The organism is Pseudoduganella violacea, from assembly GCF_014191875.1.
Classification (GTDB): domain Bacteria; phylum Pseudomonadota; class Gammaproteobacteria; order Burkholderiales; family Burkholderiaceae_D; genus Rugamonas; species Rugamonas violacea_A.
Genome location: NZ_JACHXD010000010.1, coordinates 64,557 through 82,874 on the forward strand (window position 1 = coordinate 64,557; position 18,318 = coordinate 82,874).

Genomic DNA, 18,318 nt, shown 5'->3' on the forward strand with positions numbered 1-18,318 from the left:
ATTTCGCCAGCCCTGGCATTTCGAATTACGGTAAACTTCCACTTATGCAGAAAAAAGTCTTTATCAAAACCTTTGGTTGCCAGATGAACGAGTACGACTCGGACAAGATGGCCGACGTGCTCGGCGCGTCCGAGGGGCTGGTGCGCACCGACCGCCCGGAAGATGCCGACGTGATCCTCCTTAACACTTGTTCCGTGCGCGAAAAGGCGCAGGAAAAAGTCTTCTCCGACCTGGGCCAGTTCCGCAAGCTCAAACAGGCCAAGCCCGATCTCTTGATCGGTGTGGGCGGCTGCGTCGCCTCGCAGGAAGGCGACGCCATCGTCAAGCGCGCGCCCCAGGTGGACATCGTGTTCGGTCCGCAGACCCTGCACCGCCTGCCCAAGATGATGGAGCTGCGCCGCCACAGCGGCAAGCCGCAGGTCGACATCAGCTTCCCGGAAATCGAGAAGTTCGACCACCTGCCGCCGGCGCGCGTGGACGGCGTTTTCGCCTACGTCTCCATCATGGAAGGCTGCAGCAAGTATTGCAGCTACTGCGTGGTGCCTTACACGCGCGGCGAGGAAGTCTCGCGCCGCTTCGACGACGTGCTGACCGAGGTCGCCGGCCTGGCCGCCCAGGGCGTGAAGGAAGTCATGCTGCTGGGCCAGAACGTGAACGCCTACCGCGGCGCCATGGCCGAAGACGGCCAGCTGGCCGATTTCGCGCTCTTGATCGAATACGTGGCGGCCATTCCCGGCGTCGAACGCATCCGCTTCGTCACCAGCCATCCGAAGGAATTCACGCAGCGCCTGATCGACTGCTACGCGAAAATCCCGCAACTGGCCGACCACCTCTATCTGCCGGCCCAGCATGGCGCCGACCGCATCCTGGGCGCGATGAAGCGCGGCTACACCGCGCTTGAATACAAATCGGTGATCCGCCGCGTGCGCGCGGTGCGTCCCAACATCACCGTGGCCTCCGACTTCATCGTCGGCTTCCCCGGCGAGACCGAGGAAGATTTCGACGCCATGATGAAGCTGGTGCGCGACGTCGATTTCGACAACAGCTTCAGCTTCATCTTCAGCAAGCGCCCCGGCACCCCGGCCGCCAACCTGGCCGACGACACGCCGCACGAGGCCAAGCTGGCACGTTTGCAGCGCCTGCAGGCGCTGATCGACGAGAACACCAAGCGCCACAGCCTGGCCATGGTGGGCAGCGTACAGCAGGTGCTGGTGGAAGGCCCGTCGAAGAACGGCGGCGGCGAACTGCAGGGCCGCGCCGGCAATACGCGCACCGTGCTGTTCGACGGCGGCGCCGACGGCGCGCGCCTGGCCGGCCAGATGGTCGATGTGCGCATCACCGAAAGCCTCTCTTATTCCCTGCGCGGCGAGCTGATTGCCGCCGCGCCCAGCCTGGATGCAGCCTGATTTTGAAAACCAAAACCCCCGTGCAGCCGCACTACTTCATTCCCGAGCCGCTGGACAATACCCGCTTGGCGAACCTGTGCGGCCCGCTCGATGAAAACCTGCGCCAGATCGCGGCGGCGCTGGACGTGACCATCTTCCGCCGCGGCGAAAAATTCATCGTCAGCGGCAGCAACGCCGAACGCGCTGTGCAGATCCTGGAACAGTTCTACGCCGTCGCCGGCAAGACCGTGCCGGTGGAGGAAGTGCAGCTGGCCCTGGTCGAACAGCGCGCCGGCCTGGCGCCGGACGACGAAGGCGGCGAGGAAGAGCCGCCCTTCAACGATCCCGAGATCAGCAGCCCGGTGCTGAAAACGCGGCGCAGCGATCTGCGCGGCCGCACGCCGCACCAGATCCGCTACCTGCGCAATATCCTGGAGCACGACATCAGCTTCGGCATCGGCCCGGCCGGCACCGGCAAGACTTATCTGGCCGTGGCCTGCGCCGTCGACGCGCTGGAGCGCGACGCCGTCAAGCGCATCATCCTGACCCGCCCCGCGGTGGAAGCGGGCGAGCGCCTGGGCTTCCTGCCGGGCGACCTGGCGCAGAAGGTGGACCCGTATCTGCGTCCGCTGTACGACGCGCTGTACGACCTGCTCGGCTTCGACCGCACGCAAAAGCTGTTCGAGAAGCAGGTGATCGAGATCGCGCCGCTGGCCTATATGCGCGGACGCACCCTGAACCACGCTTTCGTGATCCTGGACGAGGCGCAGAACACCACCGTCGAACAGATGAAGATGTTCCTGACCCGCATCGGCTTCGGCAGCAAGGCCGTGATCACCGGCGACGTCACCCAGGTCGACCTGCAGAAGCACCAGAAGAGCGGCCTGGTGGACGCCACCCAGGTGCTGCGCGAGGTGCGCGGCATCGCCTTCAGCCACTTCACCAGCGCCGACGTGGTGCGCCATCCGCTGGTGGCGCGCATCGTCGACGCCTACGAGACGGCGCAGCACGCGGAAGCGGGCGTGGCGCCACTTTTGAAACCTGTTAAAGCTGTCCGCAATGTCCGAAAAAAATAAACTGAGCCTGTCGGTGCAATATGCCGACCCGCGCCTGCAAGAGAGCATCACCCGCCCCAAGATCCGGCGCTGGGTGCAAGCCGCCCTGTTCGCCCCGGCTGAACTGGCGATCCGCTTCGTCGACGCCGAAGAAGGCCAGCAGTTGAACCGCGAATACCGCGGCAAGGATTACGCCACCAATGTGCTGACCTTCGCCTATAACGACGGCGAGGAGATCGCCGACGACGAACCGACCCGCGCCGACATCATCCTGTGCACCGACGTGCTGCAGCGCGAGGCGGCCGAACAGAAAAAATCGGTAGAGGAGCACACCGCCCACCTGATCGTGCACGGCGTGCTGCACGCCCAGGGCTACGACCACGAGGACGACGAGGAAGCGGCCGAGATGGAAGGCCTGGAAACGGAAATCCTGGCCGGCCTGGGCATCGCCGATCCCTACGCCGAGGCCTGATCGAGGCCTAACTCAATTCGAGCAAAACCGGGGACAGATCCCTGGCGGGGTCTGTCCCCGGTTTTCCGCCAACGCCAGCTAGTCGCGCTGCTTGCGGTAGACCAGCCCGCCCGCGACCACCGTGAAGCCGCCGACGATGGCGGCCACGATCCAGAAGCCTTCGGCATCCTGCGCCAGCGGGATGCCGCCCACATTCATGCCCAGCAGGCCGGCGATGATATTGATCGGCAGCGCCAGCACGGTGACGATGGTCAGCACATACAGGCTGCGGTTATTGCCTTCGTTGACCAGGGCCGCGATCTCCTCCTGCAGCAATTTGATGCGTTCCTGCAGCGAGGCCATATCGCTCAATCCCACGGCAAATTCCTCGGTCGATTCGCGCAGCTCCTGGCGGTCCTGCTCGGAGACCCAGGCCGGCGGCCGCTGCAGGAGGCGGAACAGGGCCGCCGGTTCCGGCGCCAGCAGCCTTTGCAGGCGCACCAGCACCCGGCGCAGCGCGCCCAGGTCGGCGCGCTTGTAGGTCAGTTTGCCGGACAGGAGGCTGTCCTCGATGCCGTCGACACGGCTGGTGGCATCGCGCACGATGCGGGTCAGCACGTCGGCCTGGTCGCGCAAGAGATGGGTCAGCAGCTCCACCGAGGAGCGGATCGCTTCGCCGCGCCGCACCGCTTGGCGCAGCCGCTCCACCGCCTGCAGCGGCTTGCGCCGCGCGCTGACCACCACCTGGCGCTCGACGCTCAGGAACAGGCTGGAAATATCGGAAGGTTCAAAAGAAAAGTCGCGCAAAACATCATTGACCACGGCCACCAGGGTGTTGTCGGCCTGCTCGATGCGGGTCGAGCGCGAACCCTCGTGCAGGCTGTCGTAAAACTCCTCGGCCAGGACCAGGCGCTCCTTCAGCCATTTTTCGCTGGCGGTATTGGCCAGGTTGAAGTGCAGCCAGAGGAATTCGCCGGGATGGGCGGCGCGCTGCATCAGCCAGGCCGACGCGGCATCGGCCTCGATCGGCTCGGGCTGCTCGCCGCGGCCGAACAGATAGCCGCACACCAGGCCATTTTGATCCGATCCATAGGTCACTGCGCTCGCTTGCATGCTGACTCCAACAGGGACGCGCCCCGCTGGCGCCGCAGCGCAGCATAGCAAATTTCGCATCGCCTGGGGCATGCCGTTTTGGCAAAATCGGACCGGGCGCGCCATTTGGTGTATCCTATAGCACTTCGAAACAACTGGCTCACGCCTGCTATGCAAGAGCACTCTAGTAGCGTCAGGAATGACGCTAAACCCCATCGCTCGCTATTCGAGCGCCTCACCGCCCTGATTTCCCCCGAGCCCGAGAACCGTTCGGAACTGCTCGAAGTCCTGCATGACGCCCACGAACGCAACCTGATCGACGCCGACGCCCTGTCGATGATCGAAGGCGTGTTCCAGGTATCGGACTTGTCGGCGCGTGACATCATGATCCCACGTTCGCAGATGGACGTGATCGATATCTCCAAGCCCATCGAGGAATGGCTGCCGCTGGTGCTGGAAACGGCCCACTCGCGCTTCCCCGCCATCGAGGGCGAGCGCGACAAGGTGGTCGGCATCCTGCTGGCCAAGGACTTGCTGCGCTACTACGCCGAAGAATCCTTCGACGTGCGCGATATGCTGCGTCCGGCCATCTTCATTCCGGAATCGAAGCGCCTGAATGTGCTGCTGCGCGATTTCCGCGCCAACCACAATCATATGGCCATCGTAGTCGATGAATACAGCGGCGTGGCCGGCCTGATCACCATCGAGGACGTGCTGGAACAGATCGTCGGCGACATCGAGGACGAATACGACTTCGACGAGGAAGAGGACAATATCCTCTCGATCAAGGAAGGCCAGCTCGGCCCGCGCTGGCGCGTCAAGGCGCTGACCGAGATCAGCCAGTTCAACGAGGAACTCGATACCGGCCTCTCGGACGAGGACGTCGACACCATCGGCGGCCTGGTGTCCAAGCACCTGGCGCGCATGCCGCACAAGGGCGATGTGTTCGATATCGAGAATCTGCGCTTTGAAGTGCTGCGCGCCGACGCCCGCCAGATCCACGTGCTGACCGTGGAAAAACTGCCGCCCGCCATGGACGAGCAAGACTGATGCGCTGGCGCCGCGCCCGCCCCGTCGATCCGAACCGCCCCCAGCGCAGCACCCAAGGCCGCATGCTCATCGCCGCCGTGGCCGGCGCGGCGGGCGTGCTGTCGTTCGCGCCGCTGGGCTGGTGGCCGCTGCAGATCCTCAGCCTCGCCATCCTGTTCTACCAGGTGCTGCGCGCCGCCTCGGTGAAGGCCAGCGCACTGGTCGGCTGGGCCTTCGGCTGCGGCTGGTGCCTGGCCGGCGTGCACTGGCTGTACATCGTCCTGAACCGCTTTAACAATCTGTCGGCGCCCATCGCCGCCATCGCCATCGTGCTGCTGGCCCTGTTCATGGGCGGCTACACGGCGCTGGCCATGGGCGGCGCGGCCTGGCTGCGCAAGCGCTGGGCCATGCCGCTGCCGGCCGCCAACCTGCTGCTGCTGCCGGTGGCCTGGGCCATCGGCGAATGGTTGCGCGGCTGGGTCTTCACCGGCTTCCCCTGGGCCACGGCCGGCTATGCCCACAATATGTCGCCGCTGGCCGGCTACGCGCCGCTGCTTGGCGTGTATGGCCTGAGCTGGCTGGCCGCGCTGACGGCCGGCGCCCTGCTGCTGGCCATGCACAAGAGCCGCTGGATCGCGCTCGGCCTGGCCGCTGCCACCTGGCTGGCCGGCTTCGCGCTGCAATCGCTGGCCTGGACCGAGGCCGCCGGCAAGCCGATCAGCGTGCGCCTGGTGCAGGGCAATATCGCGCTGGAACGCAAATTCGATCCGGCCCAGCTGGAACAGACCCTGCGCAGCTACTACCGCACGGTGACGGCGGCGCCGGCCGACCTGATCGCCACGCCGGAGACGGCGGTGCCGCTGTTCCAGCACCAGCTGCCGACCGGCTACCTGGACGCCTTCGGCCAGTTCGCGCGCAAGAGCGGCAGCCACGTGGTGCTCGGCATTCCGGTGATGGACAGCCCGACCAATTACTCGAACAGCGTGCTGGGACTGGCGCCCGCGCTGGGCGGCGCGCCCTACCGCTACAACAAGCACCACCTGGTGCCCTTCGGCGAATTCATTCCGCTGGGCTTCCGCTGGTTCACCGACATGATGCAGATTCCGCTCAGCGAGCAGACCGGCGGCCAGCTGCTGCAGCCGGCCTTCGCGGTCAAGGACCAGCGCGTGCTGCCGAATATCTGCTACGAGAACGCCTTCGGCGAGGAAATCGCCCAGCAGCTGAACGACGCGCCGCAGCCGGCCACGCTGCTGCTGAACGTGTCGGAACTGGGCTGGTACGGCCAGTCGGTGGCGATTCCCCAGCATTTGCAGATCTCGCAGATGCGCAGCCTGGAGACGGGCCGCCCCATGCTCAGCGCCACCAATACCGGCGCCACCGTGGTGATCGACAGCCGCGGCCAAGTCACGCACGCCCTGCCCTATTACGAGGCCGGAGTGCTCAGCGCCACGGTGCAGGGCATGCGCGGCAGCACGCCGTATATCCGTCTGCAGAACCGCCTGTTCCTGGGACTGGCCGCCCTGGCCGTCGCCGGCGCCTGGCTATGGTCGCGCCAAAGCGCCAAAAACCGGCTGAAAAGCGCCTGAAAATGCGGCCAATAGGGGCTGATCTCTACAGCCCCGCCGCAAAACCCGCTAAAATGATTCGCTTTAGCGAACCGATAACGCTCACGCGCGCCCCGCGCGTCACCGACACACTACGATGCTGACATTTCAACAAATCATCCTGACCCTGCAATCCTACTGGGACAAGCAGGGTTGCGCCCTGCTCCAGCCTTACGATATGGAAGTGGGCGCCGGCACCTTCCACACCGGAACCTTCCTGCGCGCGATCGGCCCCGAGCCATGGCGTGCCGCCTATGTCCAGCCTTCGCGCCGTCCCAAGGATGGCCGCTACGGCGAGAACCCGAACCGCCTGCAGCACTATTACCAGTACCAGGTGGTGCTGAAGCCGGCGCCGGAAAACATCCTCGACCTGTATCTGGGTTCGCTGGCGGCGCTGGGCCTGGACCTGAAGCAGAACGATGTGCGCTTCGTCGAAGACGACTGGGAAAGCCCGACCCTGGGCGCCTGGGGCCTGGGCTGGGAAGTCTGGCTGAACGGCATGGAAGTGACCCAGTTCACTTACTTCCAGCAAGTGGGCGGCCTCGATTGCAAGCCGGTGCTGGGCGAGATCACCTATGGCATCGAACGCCTGGCCATGTACCTGCAGGGCGTGGAAAACGTCTACGACCTGGTATGGACCGAGTGGGAAGAAAACGGCGTGACGAAGAAGCTGAGCTACGGCGACGTCTTCCACCAGAACGAGGTGGAGCAATCGACCTACAACTTCGAGCACGCCAACACCGAGCTGCTGTTCGCCCAATTCGCCAACCACGAATCCGAAGCCAAGCGCCTGATCGAGCTGCAACTGACCCTGCCCGCCTACGAGCAGATCATGAAAGCCTCGCACAGCTTCAATATGCTGGACGCGCGCGGCGCCATTTCCGTGACCGAGCGCGCCGCCTACATCGGCCGCGTGCGCACGCTGTCGCGCCTGGTGGCGCAAGCCTATTACGATTCCCGCGAACGCCTCGGCTTCCCGATGCTGGGAACCGCTCCAACCGCCGCGTAAAAGAATACCGAACATGAATCAGACACTGTTAATCGAACTGCTGACCGAAGAACTGCCGCCGAAAGCCCTGTCCAAACTGGGCGTCGCTTTTGCCGCCGGCATCGTCAACGGCCTGAAATCGCGCGACTTCCTGGAAGCCGACAGCGTAGCCACCACCTATGCCACGCCGCGCCGCCTGGCCGTCGCCATCACCAAGGTGCGCGCCACCTCGCCGGACAAATCGATCCGCGAAAAAGTGCTGCCGGTGAGCGTGGCGCTGGACGCCGAAGGCAAGCCGAGCGCGCCGCTGGCCAAGAAACTGGCCGCGCTGGGCTTCCCCGACCTGCAAGTGACGGACCTGGAACGCGCCCAGGACGGCAAGGCCGAATCCTTCTTCTACACCTACACCGCATCCGGCTCGGCGCTGCAAGGCGGCCTGCAGGCGGCGCTGGAAGACAGCGTAGCCAAGCTGCCGATCCCGAAGGTGATGAGCTACCAGCGTCCGGACGGCGCCACCGTGCAGTTCGTGCGCCCGGTGCACAGCCTGATCGCCCTGCATGGCGCGAGCGTGCTGCCGCTGACCCTGTTGGGCCTGACCGCGTCCAACGTGACCGAAGGCCACCGCTTCCTGACCGCCCCCGGCCAGCGCAGCGTGAGCGTGGCCGACGCCGACGCTTACGCCGCCACCCTGTTGGAACAGGCGAAAGTCGTGCCGGGCTTCGAGGAGCGCAAGGAAAAAATCCGCAGCGCGCTGCTGGAAAAAGCCGGCGCCGACCAGGTGCTGATGCCGGAAGCGCTGCTGGATGAAGTCAGTTCGCTGGTGGAATGGCCAGTGGTCTACGAATGCCATTTCGAGGAAGAGTTCCTGGCCGTGCCGCAGGAATGCCTGATCCTCACCATGCAGACCAACCAGAAATACTTCGCGCTGACCGATGCCGCGGGCAAGCTGCGTTCGCGCTTCCTGATCGTCTCGAACATCGCCACCGCCACCCCGCAAGCCATCATCGGCGGCAATGAGCGCGTGGTGCGTCCGCGCCTGTCGGACGCCAAGTTCTTCTTCGAGCAGGACAAGAAGAAGACCCTGGAATCGCGCCTGCCGCTGCTCAAGAACGTGGTCTACCACAACAAGCTGGGCACCCAGGCCGAGCGCAGCGACCGCGTCACCGCGCTGGCCGGCGCCATCGCCGCCAAGCTGGGCGCCGACGTGGCGCTGGCCGAACGCGGCGCGCGCCTGTCCAAGGCCGACCTGCTGACCGATATGGTGGGCGAGTTCCCCGAGCTGCAAGGCATCATGGGCACCTACTACGCGCGCCACGACGGCGAGCAAGAGGAAGTGGCGCTGGCCGCCTCCGAGCACTACCAGCCGCGCTTTGCCGGCGACAGCCTGCCGAGCACCAACACCGGCACCGCCGTGGCCCTGGCCGACAAGCTGGAAACCCTGGTCGGCATCTGGGCCATCGGCCTGCAGCCGACCGGCGACAAGGACCCGTTCGCGCTGCGCCGCCACGCCCTGGGCGTGCTGCGCATGCTGATCGAAAAACGCCTGCCGCTGTCGATTTCCGGCCTGCTGGCCGACGCGGTGAAACAGTTCGCTGGCGTTGCCAACTTCAAGGACCCGAGCGGTGAAGTGGCCGCCTTCATGCTGGACCGCCTGCGCGGCATCCTGCGCGAGCGCGGTTTCACGCCGAACGAGATCGAAGCCGTGGTGGCGCAGAATCCCGACCGCCTGGACGATATCGTGCAGCGCCTGGAGGCGGTGCAAGCCTTCGCCGCCCTGCCGGAAAGCGCCTCGCTGGCCGCCGCCAACAAGCGCATCACCAATATTTTGAAGAAGAACGAGGAAGCCCTGAGCCAGGTGGCCGCCGGCGGCGTCAACGCTGCCCTGCTGCAGGACGAGGCCGAGAAAAAGCTGGCCGCCTCCGTGGCGCGCGTGCAGCCGGAAGTCGACGCCGCCTTCGGCCGCGGCGATTTCACCGGCACGCTGAAAACCCTGGCCCAGCTGCGCGACGACGTCGACGCCTTCTTCAACGACGTGATGGTGATGGCCGAGGATGTCGCCCTGCGCAACAACCGTCTGGCCCTGCTCTCTTCGCTGCACGGCATGATGAACCGCGTGGCCGATATTTCCAAGCTGGCGGCTTAAGATGGGACAGAGCATGGGGCAGACGAAGCTCATCATCCTGGACCGGGACGGCGTGATCAACCACGATTCGCCGGACTTCATCAAGTCGCCCGCCGAATGGATACCGATTCCCGGCTCGCTGGAAGCGATCGCCCGCCTGAACCAGGCCGGCTACCGCGTGGTGGTCGCCTCCAACCAGTCGGGCATTGCGCGCGAGTTCTTCGACATCTCCGTGCTCAACGCCATCCACCAGAAGATGCACACGCTGGCGCAGCAGGCGGGCGCCGACATCGACGCCATCTTCTTCTGCCCGCACGCCTCGGCCGACAACTGCGACTGCCGCAAGCCCAAGCCCGGCATGTTCGCGGAAATCTCCAAGCGCTACCAGCTTAGCCTGAAGGGCGTGCCGACCGTGGGCGATTCGCTGCGCGATCTGCAGGCCGGCTTCATCAGCGGCTGCACGCCCTATCTGGTCTTGACCGGCAAGGGCGAAAAAACTCATGCCACGGGCGGCCTGCCGCCCGGTACAATGGTCTTCCCGGACCTGGCCGCGATGGTGACGCACTTGCTGAAAGCGCCCGCCGCCCAGCCAGCCGCCAACTGAATTCGAATGGAGTACCGCATTGCGTAAAGCTGTCTTGTTCCTGCGTTCCCTGCTGTTCATGGTCCTGATGGGCATTGCCACCGTCATCTGGTCCGCGGTCTGCATGCTGGTGGCCCCGCTGCCTTACAACAAGCGCTACTACGTCACCTCGCGCTGGAACGTGTTCGTCGTCTGGTGCGCCAAAACCATCTGCGGCATCGAGTACGAGTTCAAGGGCTACGAGAATTTCCCGGACAGCCCGGCCATCATCCTGTCCAAGCACCAGTCGGCGTGGGAGACCATCTTCCTGCTGGCGAACCTGCCTCGCCCCCTGGTGTTCGTGTTCAAGAAAGAGATCCTGTACATTCCCTTCTTCGGCTGGGGCATCGCGCTGCTGCGCATGATCCCGATCGACCGCAAGCAGGGCAAGAACGCATTTAAATCCGTGGTCGCCCATGGCAAACGCCGCCTGAAAGACGGCCAATGGATTATCATGTTCCCCGAAGGGACCCGCATCCCGGTCGGCAAGGCAGGCAAGTACAAGAGCGGCGGTACGCGCCTGGCCATCGAGACCGGCGCGCCGGTCGTGCCGATCGCGCTGAACTCCGGCGAATGCTGGCCGAAAAACTCCTTCATCAAGTATCCCGGCAAGATCACGGTTTCAGTCGGCAAGCCTATCGCTTCCGAGGGCCATACGCCAGACAGTTTGATGGAACAGGTGGAACAGTGGATAGAATCAGAAATGCGCGTCATTTCGCCCCACGCCTACAACGCTGGCTAGACAAGCAAGCCAGCGCGCAGCAGACAACGGGGGCCGCGAGCAGGGATCAGTTCGACCTGTTTGCCTCCGGCGTGGCTGCGCAGGATATGGCGTCCGCCAGCAATGCCACATCGGGCGCGGCCGGAATCTCGGCCGCCGCCGCTTCGCCCCAGACTGCAGCACCCATCCCCGCTCCCGCTTTCAGCGCCCCCTTCCCCGTTCCCGCACCCGCCACCGTGAATTTGCTGCGCCCTCCCGTTCCGCTGCGCCGCCCCGATCCGGCGCCGCCCGCGCCCGATGTGCAGGCGCGGCGCCAACTGCTGGTCGGTGAATTCATCCTCGAATATGTGCTGCGCCGCTCGACGCGCCGCTCGATCGGCTTCATGATCGACGACGACGGACTGCGCGTGACGGCACCCAAGCGCTGCACCCTGGCCGAAATCGACAACGCCATCCGCGCCAAGCAACACTGGATACTGTCCAAGCTCGACGAACGCCGCCAGCGCCGCGCCGCGCGCCTGGAAAAGCCGCCCATCGAATGGATCGACGGCGCCGTGCTACCGTATCTGGGCAGCGAGATCACGCTGCGCCTGTACACGGCGGCGCGCAACCGCAGCGACTTCAATCCGGTCACGCGCGAGCTGTCGATGGGGCTGGTGCAGGGCGCGACCGAGCACCTGCTGAAAGAACGGGTCAAGGCCTGGATGAAGCGCGAGGCCGAACAGTTGTTCGAACAGCGCCTGGACCTGTACGCGGCGCGCCTGGGCGTGCGCCATTCCGCGTTTTCGCTGACCTCGGCCGGCACGCGCTGGGGGTCCTGCACGGCGCAGCGTGTGATCCGCCTGAACTGGAAGCTGGTCCATTTCTCGCTGCCGCTGATCGACTATGTGGTGGCGCACGAACTGGCCCACATCCTGGAAATGAACCACAGCCCGCGCTTCTGGGCCGCGGTGGAAAGCATCTATCCGCGCTACGCGGAAGCCAAGGAACTGCTGCGCAAACGCGCCCAGGAACTGCCTGTGCTGTTCTCCTGAGCGCGCGGACCGTTCTTACTTGTCCAGCAGCCGCACGTCGGCGATCTCGAACTGGTAATCGCCCGGCACCGGACCGGCATTGAAGGCGATCATGGTCAGCAGGCGCGCATCGATGCCCTTGAAGTCGGCCAGGTTCATGCTCACCTCCTGCCATTCGGCCGCCGCCGTGAAGCTGCGGTTGACCGGAATCTGCACGCCTTCGGCCAGCAGCGACACGCCATAGTTCTTGCCGTCGCCGCGCACGCGGAAGCGCAACACCTTGGCCGCGCTCAGATTGGCCGCCTCCCCGGGGCGGACGCCGGTCATGAAGGCCAGCCCGGCCCAGGGATAGGCGAAGCCCGGCGCCACGCTGGCGTTGACGCGCACGGCGTCGCCTTCCTGGCGCTGCAGCTGCACGCTCGATTTCCCGCCCAGGAAGCCGTCGGACGACGGCACCCAGCCGGCGCCGAAGGGACTGGCCAGCTTGTCCTTGCCGAACAGGCTGATACGGCCGTCGGCCGGCAGGGCCACCACCTCGCCGCCCACCTTGCCGCTCGCCTCCAGCGCCACCTTCTCCTGCTGCGCCTTGCGCAAGGCGGAAGCCGGCGTCCCGTCCTTCCACACCTCCACGATGCGGCGCGTGGCCTGGATATCCTGGGTCGGGTCGCCCTCCACCAGCAGCAGGTCGGCCTTATAGCCATTGGCGATGCGGCCACGCTGCGGCAGGCGGAAAGCCTTGGCCGGCGCCGATGTCGCCGCCGCCAGCGCCGCCTGCGGCGTCAGGCCGGCCTGCACCAGCGCGCGCAATTCGTGATGCAGGCTGACGCCATACTGGGTGCCGGTATTGCCGGCGTCGGTGCCGGCCAGCAGCGGCACGCCGGCCTTGTACAGCGCCGCCGTCACGGCCTTGGTCGCCGTCATCTCCTCCGGCTTGGGCTGCTTGCCATAACTGCCTTGCAGCGCCAGCAGCTGCTCCTTTTTGAGCAAGGCGGTCAGGCCGGCGTCGGCCAGCACATCGTCCTCGCGCAGGCCGGCGATGCTTTCCAGCACGCTGAAGGTGGGCACGATGAAAGCCTTGCGCTCGCGCGCCAGCCTGACGAAGGCTTCCAGATCGGCCGCCGCGATGGCCGCGCCATCGAACAGGTGGACCAGGCCATCGGCGCCCGCCTCCAGCGCGGCGCGCGCATCGTCCAGATTGCCGATATGGACCACGGCCAGCTTGCCGCGCCGATGCGCCGCCTCGATCAGCGCCTTCACGGTGGGCAGGTCCAGGCTCGGAATCTTGTGCGCGGCGCTGCCCGGCTCCATCACGATCTTGATAAAGTAAGAGCCTTCCGCCAGGCGCGCATCGACCCAGGCTTGCGCCTCCTCGGGCTTGGTCAGGGTGGGGATGGGCATGCCGTACTCCGTGCCATGGCCGCCCGGCACGGTCGCCAGGGTGCCTGCCGAGAACAGGTCGGCCTGTCCCTGGTTCTCGCCTTTTGCCATGCGCTCGCTCACTTCGCGCATCAATGGCACGGCGGTAAACATATCCACCTGGGTGGTCACGCCAAACAGCAGCGGCAGATCGAGATGACGGTAAGCGTGGACATGGGAATCGATCAGGCCAGGCAGCAAGGTGCGGCCCTTGCCCTCCACCACCTTGGCGGCGGCCGGCGGCTTGCCCTTGAAGTCCGCATCGCGGATCTTGCCATCCTCCAGCAGCACCGAACGGCGCGCATGCACGCGTTCGCCATCGAATACACGCACATCGCGAATCAGCCACGTATCGGCCAGCGCCGGCCACGCCGCCGCCAGCCCCACCAGCAGCAAAGCCGCCCGCATCTTTTGCATTGCCATGTCCCCTCCATTAAAAATTCAATAATAGAGCAAGAACCAAAATACCGCTGCCCCGCCGCCCTTTGACTTTAATCAAACAATGTCCCACCCTGGTGTCAGGCACTGGGGTGGGGCATTGTTTGATCGAGCGCAAGCAATGTCCTACTCTGGTGCCTGACACCAGGGTGGACATTGTTTGATTTGGCGCAAAGAGAGGGGCTTAGTCGGCCAGGGGGGGGAGCAGGGCCAGGGTGCGGGCCGTGGCGCCGCGGTGCTGGTTGGCGAAGCCTTGGGCGCGCTGGCCCATGGCGGCGCGGCCGTCGGCGTCGTCCAGCAGGCGGGCGGCGGCGGACATGAGCGCGCCGGCATTCGCCACGCGTTCGGCGCCGCCGGCGGCAAGCGCGTCTTCAGTGACTTGGGCGAAGTTGAAGGTGTGTTCGCCGATCAGGACGGGCTTGCCCAGGGCGGCGGCTTCGATCAGGTTCTGGCCGCCCAGGGGCAGCAGGCTGCCGCCGATGAAGGCGCAGTCGCAGGCGGCGTAGTAGGCGAACATTTCGCCCATGGAGTCGCCCAGCAGCACGCGCGTCTCCCCGGCCACGCTGGCGCCGGCCTGATTCAATGCGCTGCGGCGCTGCACGGCCAGGCCGCGCGCCACTGCCATGGCTTCGACCGCGTCAAAGCGCTGCGGGTGGCGCGGGACGAGCAGCAGCAGCGTCCCGGCCGGCAGCGCCGCTTGCCGATAGGCGTCGAGGATCAGCTCTTCTTCGCCTTCGCGCGTGCTGGCGCACAGCAGCACGGGACGGGCGCCGATCTGGCTGCGCAGTTGGGCGCCGGTGGCCAAGGCCACGGTCGGCACCACCACGTCGAATTTGATGCTGCCGGTGACGGCGACATTGGCCGCGCCCAGGGCGCGCACGCGCTCGGCGTCGGCCTCGGTCTGGGCGGCCACCAGGGAGATGCCTTGCGCCGCATCGCGCATCATCTGGCCGAAGCGGCGCGCCTTGCGCAGCGAACGTTCGCTGAGGCGGGCGTTGGCCAGCACCACGGGCACTTCGGATCGGCCGCACTGGGCGATCAGATTCGGCCACACCTCGGTCTCCATCAGGATGCAGATGCGCGGTTCGAAGTGGCGGATGAAGCGCCGCACCAGCAGCGCGATGTCATACGGCAGATAGGATTGCACCAGGCGCGCGCCATGCTTGCTGAACAGGGCTTTGCCGGTGGCGCGTCCGGTCGGCGTCATATGGGTGAGCACGATGCGGCTGCGCGGATATTGCTTGAGCAGGGCTTCGACCAGCGGTTCGGCGGCGCGCGTCTCGCCCACGGAGACGGCGTGCACCCAGATGGTCATCGGTTCATCGTTGGCGGCGCGGCGGCCGTACAGGCCAAGCCGCTCGCTCCAATGCCGGCGATAACCCGGTTCCTGCCGTCCGCGCAGCCATAGGCGCGCCAGCACCAGGGGCAGGGCCAGCCACCACATCAGGGAATAGAATCGCAGCATGATCGTTCAGGCCAGCAGGCTACGGGCGGCGGCCAGCACCTCGGCCACGGATGGCGGCGCGCCGCGATCGCCCAGATTGATGATTTTCGGCGACCAGTTGCCTTCGGTCTTCCAGCGCGGCGAATCGCAATAGATTTCCACCACGGGACGGCTGAAGGCGGCCGCGATATGGGTCAGGCCGGTGTCCACGCCCACCGCCAGCGCCGCATGGCGCGCCAGCAGCACGGCGTCGGCCATCGACAGCTTGGGCAGCACGCGCGCGTTCGGCAATGCGGCCGCCAGCGCTTCGGCTTCGGCCTTTTCCTTGGGCGAGCCCCAGGGCAGCAGGATGGTCATGGGCGCCAGTGCCTGGCCCAGGGCGATCCAATTTTGCGGCGCCCATTTCTTGGCGTCGCGCGCGGTGCCGTGGAAGTAGACGGCGTAAGGGCCGGCCGGCATCCAGTCGGGGCGGGGATCGCCGGGCGAGACATCGGGCAGGCCGAAGTCGGCCGGCGTGTCCACCGCATAGCCCAGTGCCGCTCCCGCCACCAGGCGGCCGCGCGCCACGGCGTGGGTGCGCGCATCGAGCGGAATGCTCTTGCTGTGGAAGATGCGCGAGATGCCTTCGTAGCCCGAGCCTTCGCTGCCGTTGGCCAGGCCGACTTTCTGTCCGCCTTTTTTGACGCGGGCCGCGCCCATGATGACGCCGGTCTTGAGCAGGCCCTGGGTGTCGAACACGTAATCGTATTCCTGCTGGCGCACGGCGGCGAAAAAGGCCTTGATCTCGGCGCGCGTTGCCTTCTGGCCCAGGCTCTTGCGCCAGCGGCGCAGGGCGAAGGGGATGATGTTGCGCACGCGCGGATTCAGGCGCACCAGGCTGACATAGCCCTCTTCCACCACCCAGTCGATATTCGCGCGCGGGAAATGGCGCGCGATATCGGCCACGATGGGCATATTGTGCAGCACGTCCCCCAGCGAGGAGACGCGCACCAGCAGGATATTCATGCGCTTCTTAGAATGGCAGTTCGGCGTCCGGCTTGGCGGCCAGGATGACGTCGCGGAACTGGCCCTGGATGCGCGCCAGCGCAGCCGGCGTCTCCGCCTCGAAGCGCATCACGATCACCGGCGTGGTGTTGGAGGAGCGCGCCAGGCCGAAGCCGTCGGCGTATTCCACACGCAGGCCGTCGATGGTGATGATCTGCTCATGGCCGGGGAATTTGGCGTCGCTGCGCAGCTTGTCCATCAGCGCGAAGTTTTCGCCTTCGTTCAGGTGCAGGTGCAGCTCGGGCGTGCTGTCGGACTGCGGCAGGGAATTGAGCAGGGCCGACGGGTCCTGTTCGCGGGTCAGGATTTCCAGCAGGCGCGCGCCCGAATACAGGCCGTCGTCGAAACCGTACCAGCGGTCCTTGAAGAAGATATGGCCGCTCATTTCGCCGCCCAGCGGGGCGCCGGTTTCGCGCAGCTTGGCTTTCACCAGCGAGTGGCCGGTCTTGTACATCAGCGGCTTGCCGCCGGCCTTGGCGATCCATGGCGCCAGGTGGCGCGTGCACTTCACGTCGAACAGGATCTGCTGGCCCGGATGGCGGCTCAGCACGTCGGAGGCGAACAGCATCATCTGGCGGTCGGGGAAGATGATCTGGCCGTCCTTGGTGACCACGCCGAGGCGGTCGCCGTCGCCGTCGAAGGCGATGCCCAGTTCGGCGTCGGTCTCTTGCAGGCAGCGGATCAGGTCTTGCAGGTTTTCCGGGTGGGCCGGATCGGGGTGGTGATTCGGGAAGTTGCCGTCCACTTCGCAGAACAGTTCAATGACTTCGCAACCCATGCCGCGGAACAGGTCGCCGGCGAAGGCGCCGGCCACGCCGTTGCCGCAGTCGACGGCGATCTTGATCGGACGCGCGAGCTTCACGTCGCCGATGATGCGCTCCAGATAAGCGGCGCGGATGTCGTGGGTGCGGTAGGCGCCCGGCGCGGCCGCCAGTTTATCGCCATCCTGCTGGATGCTGCGGTACAGGGCCTGGATCGCTTCGCCGTGGATGGCCTCGCCGGCCAGCACCATCTTGAAGCCGTTGTAGTCGGGCGGATTGTGGCTGCCCGTGACCATGATGCCGGATTTGCTTTCCAGCACATGGGTGCCGAAATACACCATGGGGGTGGCGACCACGCCCAGGTCGATCACATCGACGCCGGCCGACTGCAGGCCGGCGGCCAGGGCGGCGGCCAGTTCGGGGCCGGACAGGCGGCCGTCGCGGCCGATGACCACGCTGCGCTCGCCTTTGGCGACGGCGGCCAGGCCGAAGGCGTGGCCGATCTGGCGGGCCACGCCCGCATCCAGGGTTTTACCGATGATACCGCGGATATCGTAAGCTTTGAAAATGGTATGGGAGAGGGAAACCATGATTGAGATCGCGTGAAGTCGCGCCGGCCGGGCCGGTGGCAACGAAATGGATAGGGAAAAATGGATAGCCTGCTAAGCCGCAAGCCGGACAACCGACATAGTAAGTGCGATACCGGCGACAGGCAAGCCCTGCCGCCAGGCGTGCCGGGGTGAACCCGGCGGGAGGGGGCTCAGATGCGCAGGCCGTCGATGGCTTTGCCGGCTTCGAGCCATTCCTTGACCCATTTCGGCTGGCGGCCGCGGCCGGTCCATTGCTGGCTTGGATCGGCCGGATTGCGGAATTGCGCCGCCACGGTGCCGCCTTTGCCGCGATTGCCGGGCGCGCCCAGCAAGTCTTTCAATGGCACGCCCACGCTTTGCGCAATCGCGAGAATCTGCTCGCGCGCTTTCTGCAAATCCTGGGTTTCACGCTTCTTCAATTCACGCTTGATTTGCTCCTGCAAATCACGCAATTCACTGGCACTCTTATTCGTCAGATCCATTGTCACTCCTTAATCAGAAATGGGTTAAAGCTTCTGAGCGAAATATACACTAAATATTGAA

Annotated in this window: 16 protein-coding genes; 10 read left to right on the plus strand and 6 right to left on the minus strand. The window is 65.6% G+C overall.

The genetic code is table 11. The features are described 5' to 3' along the window. Positions 1 to 44 precede the first annotated feature (44 nt). The 3 genes from miaB to ybeY are packed head-to-tail and all read left to right on the plus strand — an operon-like array spanning position 45 to position 2,912. The gene (gene miaB, locus FHS03_RS17650) at positions 45 to 1,406 is read left to right on the plus strand and encodes a tRNA (N6-isopentenyl adenosine(37)-C2)-methylthiotransferase MiaB (RefSeq protein WP_183442264.1); all 1,362 of its coding nucleotides are present in this window, start codon (positions 45 to 47) and stop codon (positions 1,404 to 1,406) included. Between the two features lie 2 nt (positions 1,407 to 1,408). Next, entirely contained in the window at positions 1,409 to 2,461 is a 1,053-nt protein-coding gene (locus FHS03_RS17655) for a PhoH family protein (protein ID WP_183442265.1), read from the plus strand. Further along, the gene (ybeY, locus tag FHS03_RS17660; protein WP_183442266.1) at positions 2,445 to 2,912 is read left to right on the plus strand and encodes an rRNA maturation RNase YbeY; all 468 of its coding nucleotides are present in this window, start codon (positions 2,445 to 2,447) and stop codon (positions 2,910 to 2,912) included. The genes FHS03_RS17655 and ybeY overlap by 17 nt, the downstream gene beginning before the upstream one ends. Positions 2,913 to 2,990: 78 nt before the next feature. Here ybeY and FHS03_RS17665 read toward each other — a convergent pair whose 3' ends face one another. Continuing rightward, positions 2,991 to 4,004: a transporter gene (locus FHS03_RS17665; RefSeq protein ID WP_183442267.1), complete on the minus strand. Its 1,014-nt coding sequence runs from the start codon at positions 4,002 to 4,004 to the stop codon at positions 2,991 to 2,993. 150 nt (positions 4,005 to 4,154) lie between these two features. Here FHS03_RS17665 and FHS03_RS17670 point away from each other — a divergent pair, with 150 nt between their 5' ends. The 7 genes from FHS03_RS17670 to FHS03_RS17700 all read left to right on the plus strand — a co-directional run bounded on the left by FHS03_RS17670 (position 4,155) and on the right by FHS03_RS17700 (position 12,103). Then, positions 4,155 to 5,033: a CorC family transporter gene (locus FHS03_RS17670; protein WP_183442268.1), complete on the plus strand. Its 879-nt coding sequence runs from the start codon at positions 4,155 to 4,157 to the stop codon at positions 5,031 to 5,033. Further along, positions 5,033 to 6,598: an apolipoprotein N-acyltransferase gene (lnt, locus tag FHS03_RS17675; protein ID WP_183442269.1), complete on the plus strand. Its 1,566-nt coding sequence runs from the start codon at positions 5,033 to 5,035 to the stop codon at positions 6,596 to 6,598. The genes FHS03_RS17670 and lnt overlap by 1 nt, the downstream gene beginning before the upstream one ends. Positions 6,599 to 6,713: 115 nt before the next feature. Further along, positions 6,714 to 7,625 (plus strand): glycine--tRNA ligase subunit alpha, encoded by a 912-nt coding sequence (gene glyQ / locus FHS03_RS17680; RefSeq protein WP_183442270.1) that lies wholly within the window; start codon positions 6,714 to 6,716, stop codon positions 7,623 to 7,625. Between the two features lie 13 nt (positions 7,626 to 7,638). Further along, entirely contained in the window at positions 7,639 to 9,747 is a 2,109-nt protein-coding gene (gene glyS, locus FHS03_RS17685) for a glycine--tRNA ligase subunit beta (protein WP_183442271.1), read from the plus strand. A gap of 13 nt (positions 9,748 to 9,760) precedes the next feature. Continuing rightward, positions 9,761 to 10,330 carry a D-glycero-beta-D-manno-heptose 1,7-bisphosphate 7-phosphatase gene (gmhB, locus tag FHS03_RS17690; RefSeq protein WP_183442272.1) on the plus strand — a complete coding sequence of 190 codons (570 nt, stop codon included), beginning with the start codon at positions 9,761 to 9,763 and terminating at the stop codon, positions 10,328 to 10,330. Between the two features lie 19 nt (positions 10,331 to 10,349). Beyond that, the gene (locus tag FHS03_RS17695; RefSeq protein WP_183442273.1) at positions 10,350 to 11,090 is read left to right on the plus strand and encodes a lysophospholipid acyltransferase family protein; all 741 of its coding nucleotides are present in this window, start codon (positions 10,350 to 10,352) and stop codon (positions 11,088 to 11,090) included. 86 nt (positions 11,091 to 11,176) lie between these two features. Continuing rightward, a complete protein-coding gene (locus tag FHS03_RS17700) occupies positions 11,177 to 12,103 on the plus strand; it encodes a M48 family metallopeptidase (protein ID WP_183442274.1) in 927 nt (308 codons plus the stop codon). Between the two features lie 15 nt (positions 12,104 to 12,118). Here the strand turns inward: FHS03_RS17700 and FHS03_RS17705 are convergent, their stop codons facing one another. From FHS03_RS17705 to FHS03_RS17725, 5 genes are all read right to left on the minus strand, one after another. Beyond that, positions 12,119 to 13,921, minus strand: a complete 1,803-nt coding sequence (locus tag FHS03_RS17705) for a CIA30 family protein (protein ID WP_229426266.1) — start codon at positions 13,919 to 13,921, stop codon at positions 12,119 to 12,121. Between the two features lie 199 nt (positions 13,922 to 14,120). Further along, positions 14,121 to 15,401, minus strand: coding sequence for a lipid IV(A) 3-deoxy-D-manno-octulosonic acid transferase (gene waaA / locus FHS03_RS17710; protein ID WP_183442275.1), 1,281 nt, complete (start codon positions 15,399 to 15,401; stop codon positions 14,121 to 14,123). A gap of 6 nt (positions 15,402 to 15,407) precedes the next feature. Beyond that, positions 15,408 to 16,385, minus strand: a complete 978-nt coding sequence (gene waaC / locus FHS03_RS17715; RefSeq protein ID WP_183442276.1) for a lipopolysaccharide heptosyltransferase I — start codon at positions 16,383 to 16,385, stop codon at positions 15,408 to 15,410. 7 nt (positions 16,386 to 16,392) lie between these two features. Further along, entirely contained in the window at positions 16,393 to 17,775 is a 1,383-nt protein-coding gene (locus FHS03_RS17720) for a phosphomannomutase/phosphoglucomutase (protein WP_183442277.1), read from the minus strand. 170 nt (positions 17,776 to 17,945) lie between these two features. Then, positions 17,946 to 18,257: an H-NS histone family protein gene (locus FHS03_RS17725; RefSeq protein WP_183442278.1), complete on the minus strand. Its 312-nt coding sequence runs from the start codon at positions 18,255 to 18,257 to the stop codon at positions 17,946 to 17,948. Between the last annotated feature and the right edge of the window lie 61 nt (positions 18,258 to 18,318).

What these genes read in the sequence shown, in the direction of transcription:
- waaA (WP_183442275.1), bottom strand. Translation starts at nt 15,401, where the DNA reads ATGCTGCGATTCTATTCCCTGATGTGGTGGCTGGCCCTGCCCCTGGTG.
- waaC (WP_183442276.1), bottom strand. Translation starts at nt 16,385, where the DNA reads ATGAATATCCTGCTGGTGCGCGTCTCCTCGCTGGGGGACGTGCTGCAC.
- FHS03_RS17725 (WP_183442278.1), bottom strand. Translation starts at nt 18,257, where the DNA reads ATGGATCTGACGAATAAGAGTGCCAGTGAATTGCGTGATTTGCAGGAG.
- miaB (WP_183442264.1), top strand. Translation starts at nt 45, where the DNA reads ATGCAGAAAAAAGTCTTTATCAAAACCTTTGGTTGCCAGATGAACGAG.
- FHS03_RS17720 (WP_183442277.1), bottom strand. Translation starts at nt 17,775, where the DNA reads ATGGTTTCCCTCTCCCATACCATTTTCAAAGCTTACGATATCCGCGGT.
- ybeY (WP_183442266.1), top strand. Translation starts at nt 2,445, where the DNA reads ATGTCCGAAAAAAATAAACTGAGCCTGTCGGTGCAATATGCCGACCCG.
- lnt (WP_183442269.1), top strand. Translation starts at nt 5,033, where the DNA reads ATGCGCTGGCGCCGCGCCCGCCCCGTCGATCCGAACCGCCCCCAGCGC.
- FHS03_RS17665 (WP_183442267.1), bottom strand. Translation starts at nt 4,004, where the DNA reads ATGCAAGCGAGCGCAGTGACCTATGGATCGGATCAAAATGGCCTGGTG.
- glyQ (WP_183442270.1), top strand. Translation starts at nt 6,714, where the DNA reads ATGCTGACATTTCAACAAATCATCCTGACCCTGCAATCCTACTGGGAC.
- FHS03_RS17700 (WP_183442274.1), top strand. Translation starts at nt 11,177, where the DNA reads ATGGCGTCCGCCAGCAATGCCACATCGGGCGCGGCCGGAATCTCGGCC.
- glyS (WP_183442271.1), top strand. Translation starts at nt 7,639, where the DNA reads ATGAATCAGACACTGTTAATCGAACTGCTGACCGAAGAACTGCCGCCG.
- FHS03_RS17670 (WP_183442268.1), top strand. Translation starts at nt 4,155, where the DNA reads ATGCAAGAGCACTCTAGTAGCGTCAGGAATGACGCTAAACCCCATCGC.
- FHS03_RS17705 (WP_229426266.1), bottom strand. Translation starts at nt 13,921, where the DNA reads ATGGCAATGCAAAAGATGCGGGCGGCTTTGCTGCTGGTGGGGCTGGCG.
- gmhB (WP_183442272.1), top strand. Translation starts at nt 9,761, where the DNA reads ATGGGGCAGACGAAGCTCATCATCCTGGACCGGGACGGCGTGATCAAC.